Origin of the sequence: Algoriphagus taiwanensis, assembly GCF_036245645.1 — a bacterium.
GTDB lineage: Bacteria > Bacteroidota > Bacteroidia > Cytophagales > Cyclobacteriaceae > Algoriphagus > Algoriphagus taiwanensis.
Genome location: NZ_BTPE01000021.1, coordinates 40,317 through 54,946, shown reverse-complemented (window position 1 = coordinate 54,946; position 14,630 = coordinate 40,317). Strand labels below are relative to the sequence as shown.

Here is a 14,630-nt window from a genome sequence, read left to right as displayed (position 1 = left end):
TTTCCCCACTTGATTGAGTCAAGAAACCCACAGGCCCAGCACCGCTTTTTTTGAAGTTTTCATGAAACAAAAAAACCTTATTGAAACTGGTTTCAATAAGGCCCTTGTAAATAATTTATTATCAGATGATTAGATGGTGTTTCACCAACTATTTTTGACCATTAGATCGATTAAGCAAGTGCTTTCTGCAAATCATCCACCATTTTCTTGGCCACAGCTTTGGCATTTTTCTCTCTAGCGTCTGCAAATGCAGAAAGCGCTTCCTGAGCCTTTGCAATCACTCCTACCGGATTCTGATCATTTTGAAAGCTTACCCAGCACCAGCTCAACTCAGAAGCCAATTGAGTATTCTTGATTTTTTCCAACTTTTCGATAACCGCAGGGATTACCTTTTCCATTTTTTCAGTGTTCATAGCACTATCGTTTTGTTGATTTGTTTTCAAATTATGGAACAAAACAATAGAAATATTTTCATTATATCAATACAACCATCTGAAAATTAACAAAAAAGCAATTTCAATCGATTTCGAAAGAAAAAAATTCTTCAATTAAAGCCTTCTTCTCCTCTTATTCATTGAAAATTTTTACCTCTTGATAGCAAGTGAATTAGCCAAAAATTAAAAAAATGTTGAGTTGATGGCTTGGAAAAAAAAATACAGAACTCTACCTTTGTGACACTTTAAGAGAAGCACACGAGCTTCTGACAAATTGATCCATGGTGTAACTGGCAACACGTCTGATTTTGGTTCAGAAGAGTCTAGGTTCGAGCCCTAGTGGATCAACAAAACCCTGAAATTTTCAGGGTTTTTCGTTTTATAGCCATTCCTGATCTATTTAGCTATTTCTTACTACCCCTTGGGTTAGAAGTTCGGCTTGATTCCTCAGCCTGTATCCATTCATGGCAAACCTCCCCAAGTGTTCGGTCAATCGATAATTGACCACAGCCCCAATCGGTGCTCCAATCAAAGGAACCATTTGAGCCAATTTGGCTAAATCCAAATAGTCACGATAGTCTAATTGAAAAGTCTTCCAATCAAAATCATTGAGGTTCTTGGGTAAATCTTGCTTATAAGCGTCCCAGTTTTCAATGAGGCCTATGATATCATTTCTTCGCTGCTGACTGGAAAAAGCCAATTGAAATAAATAAAGTATAAAAAATCTCTCCTGTAGATCTGAGGTAGACTTTCCGTAAAGGGAAGCGATGACAAACAACATTTTCATTTTTATGGTCAGAAATGCAGGAAAATCAGCAAGCCCAAGCAGGATTCCGCCGGCACCTGTTACAGCTCCTTCAACAGAGGCAGAATTACGATACCACTTGATTCGTTCTCTAATTTTGGTCTCACGCTCCTGAATACTGAGCGCAGCATCATATTTGGGAACAATCCATCCCGATCCTGTAATCACCGCTTTGACCATATTTTCAATAGCCAGTGTGATGGCCCGATGTACTTTTTCGGGGATAATTTCATTGATTTTCCCCTGCACCGCATGGGTAAGTCGATTGAAAAGGGCCGGAGGCTTCTTCATCTCATAAAGCCAAAGCCCCAATTCCGCTTCCAAATAATGTTGATAATTATCCATAATGATTTTCGCTAGCCGAAATAAACCTAATATTTCAGATTAGGCTGTTTAAGTAAATCTAATCAACCTTATATCATGTATAAAGCTTTCCTATCTCTAATCCTTCTTTTAGGGGCATGACTATTTCAAACCAAGCCATCACCAAAAAACCAAAATCCCTTTGAAAACATTACAGTATGCCATTCCTATTCAGATGACATGGCCCAGTTTGTCAATGCGCCGGGATTTGCTTCTTTTCACCCATCCCCTATTCAGATTGACTTTGATGGACAGGGAGAAATGATCAATTTTCCCACTGCGGATGGCAATACAGCCCAAGGATACCTAATCAAGGCCAACGCATACTCAGAGCAATGGTTATTTGTATACCAGGAGTGGTGGGGACTCAATGATCAGATCAAGCAACAGGCAGAGAAGTTTCATGAAGACCTGGGTGGAAAAGTTAATGTAATCGCCTTGGATATGCATGATGGAAAAGTAACTTCCAATCCTCAGGAAGCAGGTCAATTCATGCAATCCGCGAAGGAGGAAAGACTGGAATTGATCGTTGAGGGCGCAAGAAAATTGGCGGGCAATGATGCAAAAATAGCCAATGTAGGCTGGTGCTTTGGAGGAGCCTGGTCTTTGAAATCCGCCTTACTGAATGGAGAGCAGAATATGGGCTCTGTGATGTATTACGGCATGCCCGTGAGGGACCTAGAAAAATTAAAAACTCTTAATTCGGATGTATTGGGGCTTTTTGCTACTGAACAATACATCTCCAAAGAAATCATCGAAGAATTCGCCACAAATATGGATAAGGCAGGAAAAAAACTTACTTATAAAATATTCCCGCTGTTCACGGTTTTGCTAATCCAAACAACCCAAAGTATGATCGGGAAGCAACTAAAGAGGCTTACGATATAGCTTTAGGCTATTTGAAAGGAAAGTTTGGGGTATAAAAAAGAGACCTCCGATGGCTTCCCATCGGAGGTCTCTTTGTTGGCTTTGACCGATTATTGGTAAAGTCCGTTGAAGAGCAACTTAAATGTCCCATAAGACTGACCTCGGAAAGTAATCTCAGGTCCGAAAGCATAAAACTTCCCTTTCCCAAAGTCCGCCTCGAAGGCAGCCACTCCATTTTTCAGGTATTCTTGACCCCAAGCCCAACCACTTTTCAAAGGAGGCTCTGTACCAAACCAAGCCAGAGGCTTGATTCCTTTCAAGGCTGCATCTGGAGCAAGCTTAAATACCGGACTGTTGTTGAAAAGTACATTTGCAGTAGTACCCATTCCGGAGGTGATCGGTTTGGAATTGTCAACCTGGATTTCCAGAATACTGCCCGGAATGTAATACTTCTCCCCACTCAGGCTCTTTTCTTTTCCTCCTTCTACCTCCAATAAGGCATTCGATACAGGCAAATCAAGATGATAGGCCAAAGCAGTAGCTGCTCCTACAGTAAGAATCTGACCTCCTTTTTCGAGAAAATCCTTCAATTGGGGCACTGACTTTTCCATCGAAAGCCTGCCGATCATTGACCGGTATTCTTCAGGAATATCCTGAGGATTAGGCTGACCACCTGAACCGTATCTGCCACCGGAACCCGGGATTCCCGGTCCGATAAAGAGGATCACATCATATTTCTCGTTGAGATTTCCAGCATCTATTTCTTGAGGAAATACCAAAGAATAATCAAACTTAAATTGCTCCAGAATCCATCTTGTCCAGCCTGAAGGCATAGATCCTCCATAGTAGTCGTAAAGAGCTATTCTTGAAGGCTTGATTTCTTTAGCACCGGAGGGCTGAGAAGATACAGATTTGACTTTTACTCCCTGAGATTTTGCCAGACCTTCGAGCACCTTTCGCCCGGCCGAAGGAACATAAAATGAACCTGCAGGAAGTTCATTGATAGCAGAGGACGTTCTGTAGACCTTGACTTTGGCTTTAAGAAGCTCATTTACTGCGATAAAAGAATCATTAGCTCTGGCATCCAAAAGAAATCCTGAACCGGAAGGCAAGCTGCTTGGATCAGGGCTTACCAATTGACCATAAGCGATTGGCTCAAATGGACCTTCGAACCCTTCCATAATCCGTTCGTACTCGATTCCCATCTGGAAAGCAAGAGTCCATCCCGCCGCATCATAAGGTCGGATCGGAGGCCCTCCGGGATAGAGGAAGTCATTGGGGTGATCTTGTGGCTCAAACATATCCAAGACATGAGGGCGAAAAGCCTGAGCAGTCTTGACAATCAATGAACCTTTGGGGTAAGATTTACCCTGAACGGTGAAATCCGATTGAGCTTGATGAACCAAGACGCCTGACTTGATCAGTGCATTGACAAACTTGGTAGCAGAGTAGAAGTCAGGCTGATCGGATGGAATGATATAGCCTCTCGGGTCTCTTTTGGAAGGATCTTGATACACAGAATCATAAAACTGAATCGGCAAACCAGACCGGAAGCCATAATACACTGCGTCTTCATCGTCAGCATCGGCCTTTTTCCTTGAAGCCTCAAAGGATTCCTGAATAGCCTGAGCAAATTTGGGATAGCGGGTCCAAGTGTCGGTATTACCTCGATAGATGGAGTTTTTTCCCATCAGATAGAAGTTAAAAAGAAGCTCATCTCCATGCCTCACTGCATGATTCAGGATAGCATAATTGAGTGAAACAGAATAATCTATCGATCTTCTGAAAGGCCAAGGACCAGGAGTCACAGGATAGGGAGTGCCATTGTTCGGAATCAATCGATCCGGAACCAAAGGAATGGAATAGGGAGAAGGATCACCGACAATTTCCGTAAGGATGCCGATCATGTTGTGGTAATAGGGTGTAGTTCTGAGCCCACCATTCCACCAGGTAGAGAAAACAGAGCCGTCCAACCGGGTATAACCGGGCTTATCTTCTACATGCAGGCGATTGATCATAGCAGCGCCGACTGCATCCAAGCTGGTAATAATCAGAGGATCGAATACATGATTAAAAGGATCTCTGTAAGGAGGACCTGCTACCACTGTACCTGCCGGTCCAGACTGATGGTGATTGTAGACAATCTGAGGGAGCCACTCCACATATTGCTGAAGGGAGATATTGGTAGCTTCCTTCATGTTGTTCATGTAAAAATCCCGGTTATTGTCATGCCCCACATACTTTTGATAGAGCACCGGAATATTTTTATTTCGCTTGGCAGGATCCTCATTCATCATGTACCAGTTGGACATGATTTCCATCCCATCAGGATTGGCATGAACCAAAAGAATGATCACTTCATCTAAAATCTGAAGAGTTTCCTCATCATTCCTTGAAGCCAGTTGATACAAGGTTTCGATCAATTGCTGGGCTCCTACTACTTCATTGGCATGAAGTCCACCATCGATCCAAACTACCGGCTTCCCTTCTTTGGAAAGCTTCTTGGCTTCCTCCATAGATATTTCAGCCCTTCCGAGTTTTTGGGAAATTTCTTTGTATCGGTCAAGTTCCGGAAGATTGGATGGGGAGGTGATGATCAGCATAGGTTGATCTTTTCCAAATTCGGTCTTTCCGATGCTGGTGTAGGTAACTCGGTCGCTGGCCTCAGCTACTTTTTTGAAATAAGCCTCGGTCTGACTGAAATTAGCCAGCATGTACGGTTCCCCAATATTAAAACCCAAATGGTCTTTGGGAGTGGGGATTGTTTGGGCAAAGGAGTGAAAACTCCAAAGACCAACAAGTAGGATTAGATGTAATCTTTTCATCATAATGGCAACAGATTGATTGGATTAAGAATAGCTCTCTAAGTCCCTAAAATATCCAATTCAATCCGGGCTTTTCTGATTTCTCTACAGGAATCGCAAAAAATTACAGGATCGGTTTACAAAAGATTACTTATTGATTTGAATATATTTGGCATAGTCCGGCGAAGACGAATCTTGTCTAGTCTGGAATCCACCTCCGTTAAACAACCCCGGCTTCAATTCCCATTGGGCAAGGTCAATTTGAAGTGTTCCAATTTTGAATGGGGAAGCGATCATAAGGCCTGCTTTACCCTCCTTTCCAATTACCAATAGTGAATTTGAATAATCAAATCTTTCTTCAAATACCAAGTTGAACCCCACACCTGTATCCTTTCCTTTATCAATAAAATTCTTGGTCCTTAATTTATTTAAATAAAATTTTCCATTTCCGCAGAGGTAGAGATCAGCACCAAGCTCAGAATTGGAAAGATCAACTTCATCTTGTCTTGCCAAAATATAGTAGGACACGTAGATCTCTTCCTTATCTACTTCTTTGGATTGATGGCCAAAAACCGCTCCTTTTCCATCGGATATTTTGGGATTGAGTAAAATCGGACGACTACCAGTCGGTGAAACCAAGTGGGGAGTCTGGGTTAGCTCTATTTCAGGCTCAAATCTGTTGTCCAAGTTTGAATACCAACTCATCCTTCCTCCAATGATCTTCACCCTGCAATCCTCCTTTTTTTGAATGAGCTGCCTTAATCTTAGTCCTTGAGGACGATAATCTATTCGGTTGGAATAGCTTATCTCTCCATTTTCTTTAATAAAATAGACATGATCAAATTCCGCCTTCCCACAAAGAGAAAATAAAGAGCAAACAACTGAACCTTGGGGAAAACTACTGGATAATTCCTTAGAAATTACAGAAAGCCTATCGCTTCCGGGTTGATAAGACATAGAAACTTCAAGTTTCTCGATCTTTTTACCATCTGGAGAAAGTAAAAATATTTGATCCCCAGCTGACCACAGTTTCTCTTGAATAGGAATTAATTGAAGAGAGTTGACATTACCAGAAATTTCTGCTTTTGTTTCGGCCCAAAGTGGTCTGGAAGTAGACCGAATCAATCCTGAGATTTGAGCATTTTTTATAAGCAAATTGACGTTGTAATCTGTATACATAAGGTGCCCAGGTGCTTCATTTCCCAAACCCCAATAGGCCTCCCCTTCTTCCCTATAATTGCCATCTAATAATTTTGCCGTTCGACTGCTGATCACCTTCAGTTTTACTTGAGTTATTGGCTGGGCTAGTTCTTGATCAATCGTAATTTCTGTAAAAGTAACTCTCCTATCTTCACGTTTGGGAATTTGAGCTAAGGGTAAAGAATTCGATAGTTGGCCCCAAGTTTTCCATTTTCTCTCTGCCTTTTTCACACGACAAGTTTTACCTTCAGACTCAAATACGTCTCCCTCCTGTATGCACCAGCCCCATACTTCCAATTGACTTGGAGAAGGCTTTCCAATAATATTTAAATCACGAAGATTACCAGTATTACAGGCTATAACATCTCCTTGAGCGGGTATTCTATCAAATAGATTCAAAGTTCTTGCTGAAAGGTTCCTGGCTTGCGTATTTTCTTCTCCAAAGACTAACCAAAAATCTCCATTTGTATTCAGGCCTATGGGTATTCCATCAATTTTTACAGAAGTAAATTCTGACCCGGTACTAGTTCCACCTGTCCATTCTTGAGAGGCTAAATGATACCATGTGAAATCAGGGTGTAGGACTTCAAGTTCTGTTTTGTTATTAAACCTAAATTTAAGCCCACTAAACTTACTAGGCTTTGCCGATTCCAACTCAATGAATTTACCAGGAGATTCTGCAGAGTGGCCCACCCATTCCACAGCTAAACCTCCACTTGTCCTGGCCTTCATGTTATTTGGATCCTTTGATACCCAATCGCCTTCAAAGCGATACGTACAAAATCCCGTGATATCCCTACCATCATGAACGCCTCCGCCATTACAATAACCCTGAGAAGGCATAGAAAATACGGCTCCCGGCCTCACAAAACCCAACTTTTGCTCCATTAGCCTTTTTATTCTAAACTGGTCAAAATTGGAAAACCTCTTCAGTCCATATTGCTTACTTAGTGGAGAACCATCCAAAAAAATAGAACCATTAGGGGACCCGTATTGCACGACCGAATGAGAATAGGTGCTAGGTAAAAATTGCCAATCAAAATCAATATCAACTCGACCCTCTGAAGGAAGGTGGAAAAAAGACGTGTTTCCGCCAAATGTTCGCGAAAAACTCAATGGTTTATTATCTCCCCTCCCATGACGGTCTCCGATAAACGAATCTGAAAACATTAAATGAATGGCAGGCCTTTCGCCCTCTCCTGACCAAGTAAAATGTAAAGCAGAATCCGAGACAACTTCTATTTTAGGAAATCCAAGCACAGCATAAATCTTTCCCGATTCAGCAAAAAGAGCATCTCCTCTGTTTGATGCTCTTGACCAAGTTTCAAAAGCCATTCTATTGTCAAAAAAGAAGATTCCGTCCTGATTGATGACCCTTTTTGGATTTAAAAAATCACCTCCGTTGTATTCAAAATCAACAATTAAATTTTTTCCGTTTTCAACCTCGATCACCCGAGAATAAATCGAGGATAAAGAACCTGGAAGATAATTAATCCCTTCTTCTGGAAATTCTATACTGCACTTGTGAACCCTAGAAGGCTCCAACCATTTTCCCACAAAGTCCGAAGTAAATACATTTTCAGCACCTTGATAGGTCACCCGAGACCTTCCTGATCCAATTGGCTCATACGTTAAATCTCCAAAAAACATCTTGTGAAAACTATCACCTCCGTATTGTTCTAGAGAATTAGAATTGGCAGGCAAAGGGACTTTAGGCGAAATTTCAGCCGATGGAGTGACAATACGCTCTTCTTTCTGTCCAATCAAGGTCGCTGCTGTAAGAGGCAGGACATCTTCCTTGGATAAATCCGAATCCTTGGAGTCTGAATTTGACTTGTCGTTTTTCTTTACAAACTCCTCCCCATTTATCAATAGACTTTTTATTTGAATGGGAGAAGAATCATCTGATTCTATCTTAATTGAAATGTTTAAATTTGGCTCTTTCATAAAAAATCAGTTAAAAATCTCTTAATCAAAAGTAATTAAAAATCAACAAGCTGAAATCCAACAGCTTCTTTTATTTGGCCAATGAAACCATTTTTTGATTTTCTCTCCAGCCTTCTCCCCCTTCCTTCAAAAATCATTACTTTTGTCTACCAATCAACTCCTCCACCAACCCGAATTCTCCTATGTCAGAGGTAAAAATATTTGCCGGATCAAGCAGCGAAAAACTAGCAGAAAAAATTGCCAAGAGTTACGGAAAAAAGCTGGGTGACCTCACCCTCTCCAAGTTTAGCGATGGTGAAATGTCACCGAGTTTTGACGAATCGATCCGTGGCTGTACCGTATTCATTATCCAAAGTACCAATGCTCCCAGCGACAATATTCTTGAGCTTTGCCTCATGATTGATGCTGCCAAAAGAGCCAGCGCATACAAGGTCTGTGCAGTTATCCCCTACTTTGGATACGCCCGTCAGGATAGAAAGGACCGCCCGAGAGTTTCCATTGCTGCAAAATTAATTGCCAATATGCTCACCTCTGCCGGCGCAGACCGAATCATGACTTGCGACCTTCACGCTGGACAAATTCAGGGATTTTTTGACATACCATTGGATCATTTGAATGGATCAGCTATATTTGCGCCCTATTTGAGCACGCTTAGGCTCAATGATATGATTTTTGCAGCCCCTGATGTAGGAGGCGTGGCAAGAGCCCGATCATATGCCAAGCACTTTGAAGTAGAAATGGTCGTCTGTGATAAGCACAGAAAAAGAGCCAACGAGATCGCCTCCATGCAGGTGATCGGGGATGTGGAAGGAAAAGACGTAATTCTTGTCGATGATTTGGTTGATACCGCAGGCACGCTCTGCAAAGCTGCCCAAATCATCAAGGAAAAAGGAGCCAATTCGGTAAGAGCCATCGTAACACATGGAGTACTTTCAGGAAAGGCTCATGAAAACATCGAAAATTCCGTTTTGGAGGAATTGGTCATCACCGACACCATTGCACTAAAGCGACCTTCTCCTAAAATCCGGGTTCTAACTGTAGCCGAACTGTTTGGAAAAGCCATCCACGCAGTCACAGGACATACTTCAATCAGCTCTCTATTTATCTGAGAAACCAATTTTAAATACAAATACATATGAAAACACTAGAGATTATAGGGTTTAAAAGAGCAAATCTCGACAGTGCCTCTTTGAATGAGATCAGAGATACCGGCAGTGTACCCTGCGTGGTTTACGGCCCAGGTATTCCTGAGCAAATTCACTTTCATGCCCCTGCTATCCTTTTCAGGGACTTGATCTACACTCCAGACGTTCACCTAGTAGAATTGAACATAGAAGGAACAATCGTGAAGGCGGTTTTGAAAGAAGCTCAATTCCATCCAGTAAGTGAAGTATTGCTTCATGCTGACTTCATGGCTTTCACCAACGACAAGCCAATCAAATTTGAGATTCCTGTAAAAATCACCGGTAGCTCTCCAGGTATTGCAAAAGGTGGTAAACTGGAATTCAAAACCAGAAAATTGAAAGTAAAAGGATTGGCTCAAAACCTTCCTGATTTTATCGAGGCCGATATCTCCAGCTTGGACTTGGGTAAATCTTTCAAAGTAGGTGAATTGACTCCTGAAGGATACGAAATCCTAACCTCTCCAAATGTCTCCATCGTGACTATCGGTATTCCGAGAGCACTCAGAGGCAAAAAGGCAGAGTAATTCTGACTTGGCATTCATTCAAATCCTGCTCTTTACCGGGCAGGATTTTTTATTTTTGATCCTTTAAAGCCTAACTCCAGGCTTAAAAATTCATTCAATCTGATTGTGAAAAAGCTGTCCTGGAGTTCCTGACAGCGACAATATAAAAGAGCATGAAGTACTTAATCATTGGTTTGGGTAACATAGGTCCTGAGTACGAGCTGACCAGACACAATATCGGATTCCTTACCCTTGACCGCTTGGCAGATAAAGAAGGAGCGACATGGAAAAGTGACAGACTTGCCTTCAAAACCGAGATCAAACATAAAGGTCGAACACTACACCTGATCAAGCCCACCACTTACATGAATCTAAGTGGAAAAGCAGTCAATTACTGGATGAAAGAATTGAATGTAACCAAGGAAAACATCTTGGTACTGGTAGATGATGTGGCGATTCCCTTTGGAAAACTTCGGATGAGAGGAAAAGGAAGCTCAGCAGGACACAATGGGTTAAAGAATATAGAAGCCCTCCTAGGGGGTCAGGACTATCCTCGCCTTCGTATGGGAATCGGTGACGATTTCCCCAAAGGAAGACAAGTTGAGTATGTTTTGGGACGATTTACACCGAAGGAGTTTGAAGAGCTACCTGAAATGATGGACCGGGCTATTTCCATGATTCAGAGATTTTGCACGGTAGGTATCGCCCAAACCATGACCCAATTCAATGACTGATTGCATGGGAGATTTGGAAATCCCCATTTCTCCCTTTTTCTTTGCATCACTTCAGGTGACTGATTTATAAAGAAGAGGCGAGAGACTAGGCTCATTGACCCTCTGGCAACCATCTTCAGCCAAGGAGAAAGGTGCCAAGTCCTACCCTCAGCGGGAACTATAAATTGGCGGAATATTCTACCCCTCTTTCTGGTTCAGGTTCTGCTCAGGGAAATTCTTTTTTCATCCCTGAAGCTCATCTCTATCAATGCACAATGCCATGAGCCATTTTGAAACAGATTCCATTCGAATCCAAAGCCGAACCAACGAAAAGGAACACTCCTCGCCTATTTTCCTGACTTCCAGCTTCACCTTTGACTCAGCTGAAGAGGCTCGGGCCATGTTTGCCGACGAAATTCAGGGGAATATCTACTCTCGCTATGCCAATCCGAATTCCGCAGACTTGATCGAAAAAGTATGCGCTGCCGAAGGTACGGAAGATGGAATCGCCACTGCTTCAGGGATGGCCGCCATGTTTGGAAGTATCGCTTCTTTATTGCAGCAAGGCGACCATATTTTGGCTTCCCGTTCGCTGTTTGGTTCCACCCATCAATTGCTGACGCGAGTATTTCCAAAATGGGGAATCACCTCCACCTACGGAGATATTTCCGATTATCAAAACTGGGGAAAGCTGGTCCAGCCCAATACTAAAATGCTTTTTATCGAAACTCCGTCCAATCCGGGCTTGGAAATCATCGATCTGGAATGGGCAGGAAAGTTTGCTCAAGCTCACGGGCTGATTTTGGTGGTGGACAATTGTTTCGCTACCCCCTACCTTCAGCAGCCCGCCAAATGGGGAGCACATATCGTTACCCATAGTGCAACCAAATACATTGACGGACAAGGCAGAGTTTTGGGAGGTTTGATTTTGGGAAAAAGAGAGCTCATCAAAGAAGTGCAGTTTTTCACCCGACATACGGGCCCCTCTATTTCCCCATTCAATGCCTGGATCTTAGCCAAAAGCATGGAAACCTTAGCCGTGAGAATGGACCGTCATTGTGAAAATGCTCTTAGAATCGCTAAATATTTTGAGGGAAGCAGTCAATTGGAAGCTGTCAAATATCCATTCCTTCCTTCTCATCCTCAGCATGATCTGGCTAAAAAACAAATGAAGGCAGGGGGAGGAATAATCACCCTTTCCCTGAAAGGCGGGGTAAGTCGGGCCCAAAGATTCATCGATCAGCTCCAAATGATCTCTGTCACTGCCAACCTGGGAGACAGCCGTAGCATCATCACCCATCCTGCTTCCACTACTCACAGCAAACTTTCCGCAGAGGAGCGTGCCAAAGTGGGAATTTCAGATGGCTTGATCCGACTTTCGGTAGGATTGGAACATTCTGACGACATCATCCTAGACGTAGAGCGCGCTCTGGAAAGATCCAAATAAGGAGTTTGACAGATCAAAAGCCGGCTGGACATCTGCTCAGCCGGCTTTCTATTTTCAACTTTTCCACTGGAGGGGATGCTTTTCCCTGATTTTTCTTTAATTTTTTGGATTCACTTTTTCCACCATTGGAAAAAAACAGACTCCAACCTTTGAACCCAAGATGCTCACACTCCTGATTATTCTGGTCGCCCTGACCCTGATTTTAGTCGCTATCATCAAGTTTGACATTCATCCATTTTTAGCTCTGTTTGTAGGAGCAATCATTTATGGATTAATGATGGGGATGGAACCCGAATTGATCATCAAGTCGATTTCAGATGGGTTTGGAGGTGTGCTGGGAAGCGTGGGATTGCTGATCTTATTGGGGGTGATTTTGGGTACTTTTTTGGAAAAAACAGGAGGAGCCATGGTCATTGCCGAGAAAGTACTTCGCTGGGTTGGTGAAAAATCCGTCAATCTATCCCTGATGCTTAGCAGTTGGATTCTTTCTATTCCGGTATTTGGTGACAGCACCATCATTATGATGAACCCCATTGCCAAATCTCTTTCGGCGAAAAGCACCCTCTCCTATGCTGCCACTATTGTGGCTGTTTCCCTAGGAGCTATGGCCAGCCACTCTTTGGTACCCCCTACTCCCGGCCCCATAGCTACGGCGGGAATTTTGGGAGCTGATTTGGGGCAGGTCATATTCTACGGCGGGTTAGTTTCCTTGATTACCCTTATCCCTTTGCTCTTCTTCGTCCAGAAGTGGGTATCAAAAATCCCTCTGAGACCTGTGATTGTAGCCAATGAGAAAACCATAGCCAAGTCTGACCGACCCAGTTTCTTCTCTTCCTTATTGCCTGTACTTATCCCTTTGACGTTGATTATTCTTGCCTCTATCGCCAATTATCCTTCCAAACCGATGGGAGAAGGCGCAGTGATTAAGGCTATTCAATTTTTGGGAACTCCGGTAATTGCCCTGCTTATTGGCGCCGTTTTATCCTTTACCCTTCCAAAAAAATTTGACCGGAAGCTTCTTTCTGCCTCAGGATGGGTGGGAGAAGCAATTTTACTCTCGGCACCCGTGATTTTAATTACCGGGGCCGGGGCAGTATTCGGGAAAATGCTTCAGAATTCTGGAGTAGGTGATTTGGTCACCTCGACGATGAGTGATGCCAATTGGGGCATATTCCTTCCTTTCCTGATTGCATTCGGATTGAAAACGGCCCAAGGCTCCACTACCGTGGCCATGATTACCACAGCATCTATTGTCGCTCCGATTTTAGGACCTCTTGGATTGGACAGTGAAACCATGAAAGTATTCACCTGCGTGGCAATTGGCGCCGGGGCTTTGGGAATTTCTCATGCCAATGACAGCGGTTTTTGGGTAGTCACACAGCTTTCTGGGATGACTACCAAACAGGGAAACCTATCTCACAGCTTGGGAACCTTCATTGCTGGTGTCACGGCTATCATCACGGTTTACCTTCTCACTTTGATTGTTGGGTAGAAAAATCTGGAATTACCTCGCAGTCCAGCCTCCGTCTACTGTGACCATCGACCCAACCATATAGGTAGCAGCATCGGATGCCAGAAAAATCGCTGCTCCCTGAATCTCCTGTAGCTTTCCCCATCGACCAAGTGCTGTTGCTCCTACGACAAATTTCTTTCCTTCCTCTGTATCGGCAATCGGCAAATTCATTTCTGTAAGGAATGGCCCCGGGCAAATCGCATTCACGGTAATATTCCAAGGAGCCAGCTCCAATCCCAAACCACGGGTCATCTGAACCACCGCACCCTTACTCGCCGTGTAGGGAGTTCGATTAGCTAAACCAACCAGCCCTAAAGTGCTCGCCAGGTTGATTATGGAACCCTTTCCTTGTTTCTTCATCTGAGGAATCACCGCCTTGCAAGCCAGCCAAGTTCCCGTCACGTTGACATTCATCACCTGATCAAACTCTGACTGACTCAGCTCATCTATAGAACCTCTGATGTTTATACCCGCGGAATTGACCAGAATATCGATTTTTCCAAAAGACTCCATGGCAAAGGCTGCCATTGCTTCCATCCCTTTCCGGTCAGTCACATCTGCTGCAAAAGTCAGGGCTTTTACCCCGTACTTTTCACTAATCTCTGCTGCCGCTTCTTGACCGTCCTTGGCATTTCTACTGACTAGAAGTACATCGGCTCCAGCAGAAGCCAATCCAGCAGCCATAGCTAATCCCAGGCCTTTAGTACCACCCGTAAGGATAGCTGCTTTGCCTTGAAGAGAAAAAAGTGAAAGACCCGGAAGTTGTGAGAAATCTAGAGTTGCCATGATGGTGGATTTATGGAGTGAATAAGATTCTGTTTTTAATTGACTGGTTGTTTTTTGGGAAGAA

11 protein-coding genes, 1 tRNA gene and 1 riboswitch are annotated in these 14,630 nt (G+C 43.2%); of the genes, 7 read left to right on the top strand and 5 right to left on the bottom strand.

The features are described from left to right. Positions 1-170: 170 nt before the first annotated feature. A complete protein-coding gene (locus tag AAA938_RS19270; RefSeq protein ID WP_338230430.1) occupies positions 171-413 on the bottom strand; it encodes a hypothetical protein in 243 nt (80 codons plus the stop codon). A gap of 296 nt (positions 414-709) precedes the next feature. Here AAA938_RS19270 and AAA938_RS19265 point away from each other — a divergent pair. Next, positions 710-782: transfer RNA gene (locus AAA938_RS19265), tRNA-Gln, on the top strand. A 52-nt stretch (positions 783-834) separates the two neighbouring features. Here the strand turns inward: AAA938_RS19265 and AAA938_RS19260 are convergent. After that, positions 835-1,584: an EcsC family protein gene (locus AAA938_RS19260; RefSeq protein WP_338230429.1), complete on the bottom strand. Its 750-nt coding sequence runs from the start codon at positions 1,582-1,584 to the stop codon at positions 835-837. 198 nt (positions 1,585-1,782) lie between these two features. Here AAA938_RS19260 and AAA938_RS19255 point away from each other — a divergent pair, with 198 nt between their 5' ends. Then, positions 1,783-2,490: a dienelactone hydrolase family protein gene (locus tag AAA938_RS19255; protein ID WP_338230427.1), complete on the top strand. Its 708-nt coding sequence runs from the start codon at positions 1,783-1,785 to the stop codon at positions 2,488-2,490. An 89-nt stretch (positions 2,491-2,579) separates the two neighbouring features. On the opposite strand, the gene AAA938_RS19250 is transcribed toward AAA938_RS19255, so the two are convergent. After that, complete coding sequence (locus AAA938_RS19250; RefSeq protein WP_338230425.1) at positions 2,580-5,297, bottom strand: M14 family metallopeptidase; 2,718 nt, start codon at positions 5,295-5,297, stop codon at positions 2,580-2,582. Positions 5,298-5,420: 123 nt separating this feature from the next. Next, positions 5,421-8,240, bottom strand: coding sequence for a hypothetical protein (locus AAA938_RS19245; RefSeq protein WP_338230424.1), 2,820 nt, complete (start codon positions 8,238-8,240; stop codon positions 5,421-5,423). 362 nt (positions 8,241-8,602) lie between these two features. On the opposite strand from AAA938_RS19245, the gene AAA938_RS19240 reads away from it, so the two are divergent. The 5 genes from AAA938_RS19240 to AAA938_RS19220 all read left to right on the top strand — a co-directional run bounded on the left by AAA938_RS19240 (position 8,603) and on the right by AAA938_RS19220 (position 13,759). Beyond that, the gene (locus tag AAA938_RS19240; protein WP_338230422.1) at positions 8,603-9,529 is read left to right on the top strand and encodes a ribose-phosphate pyrophosphokinase; all 927 of its coding nucleotides are present in this window, start codon (positions 8,603-8,605) and stop codon (positions 9,527-9,529) included. A 26-nt stretch (positions 9,530-9,555) separates the two neighbouring features. Continuing rightward, positions 9,556-10,128 carry a 50S ribosomal protein L25/general stress protein Ctc gene (locus AAA938_RS19235; RefSeq protein WP_338230420.1) on the top strand — a complete coding sequence of 191 codons (573 nt, stop codon included), beginning with the start codon at positions 9,556-9,558 and terminating at the stop codon, positions 10,126-10,128. Between the two features lie 152 nt (positions 10,129-10,280). Further along, complete coding sequence (pth, locus tag AAA938_RS19230; RefSeq protein WP_338230418.1) at positions 10,281-10,841, top strand: aminoacyl-tRNA hydrolase; 561 nt, start codon at positions 10,281-10,283, stop codon at positions 10,839-10,841. A 61-nt stretch (positions 10,842-10,902) separates the two neighbouring features. Continuing rightward, positions 10,903-11,007, top strand: a riboswitch (SAM riboswitch). A 93-nt stretch (positions 11,008-11,100) separates the two neighbouring features. Continuing rightward, positions 11,101-12,267, top strand: coding sequence for a trans-sulfuration enzyme family protein (locus AAA938_RS19225; RefSeq protein ID WP_338230416.1), 1,167 nt, complete (start codon positions 11,101-11,103; stop codon positions 12,265-12,267). A gap of 160 nt (positions 12,268-12,427) precedes the next feature. Then, positions 12,428-13,759 (top strand): GntP family permease, encoded by a 1,332-nt coding sequence (locus tag AAA938_RS19220; protein WP_338230414.1) that lies wholly within the window; start codon positions 12,428-12,430, stop codon positions 13,757-13,759. Between the two features lie 12 nt (positions 13,760-13,771). On the opposite strand, the gene AAA938_RS19215 is transcribed toward AAA938_RS19220, so the two are convergent. Then, positions 13,772-14,566 (bottom strand): SDR family NAD(P)-dependent oxidoreductase, encoded by a 795-nt coding sequence (locus tag AAA938_RS19215; RefSeq protein ID WP_338230412.1) that lies wholly within the window; start codon positions 14,564-14,566, stop codon positions 13,772-13,774. Between the last annotated feature and the right edge of the window lie 64 nt (positions 14,567-14,630).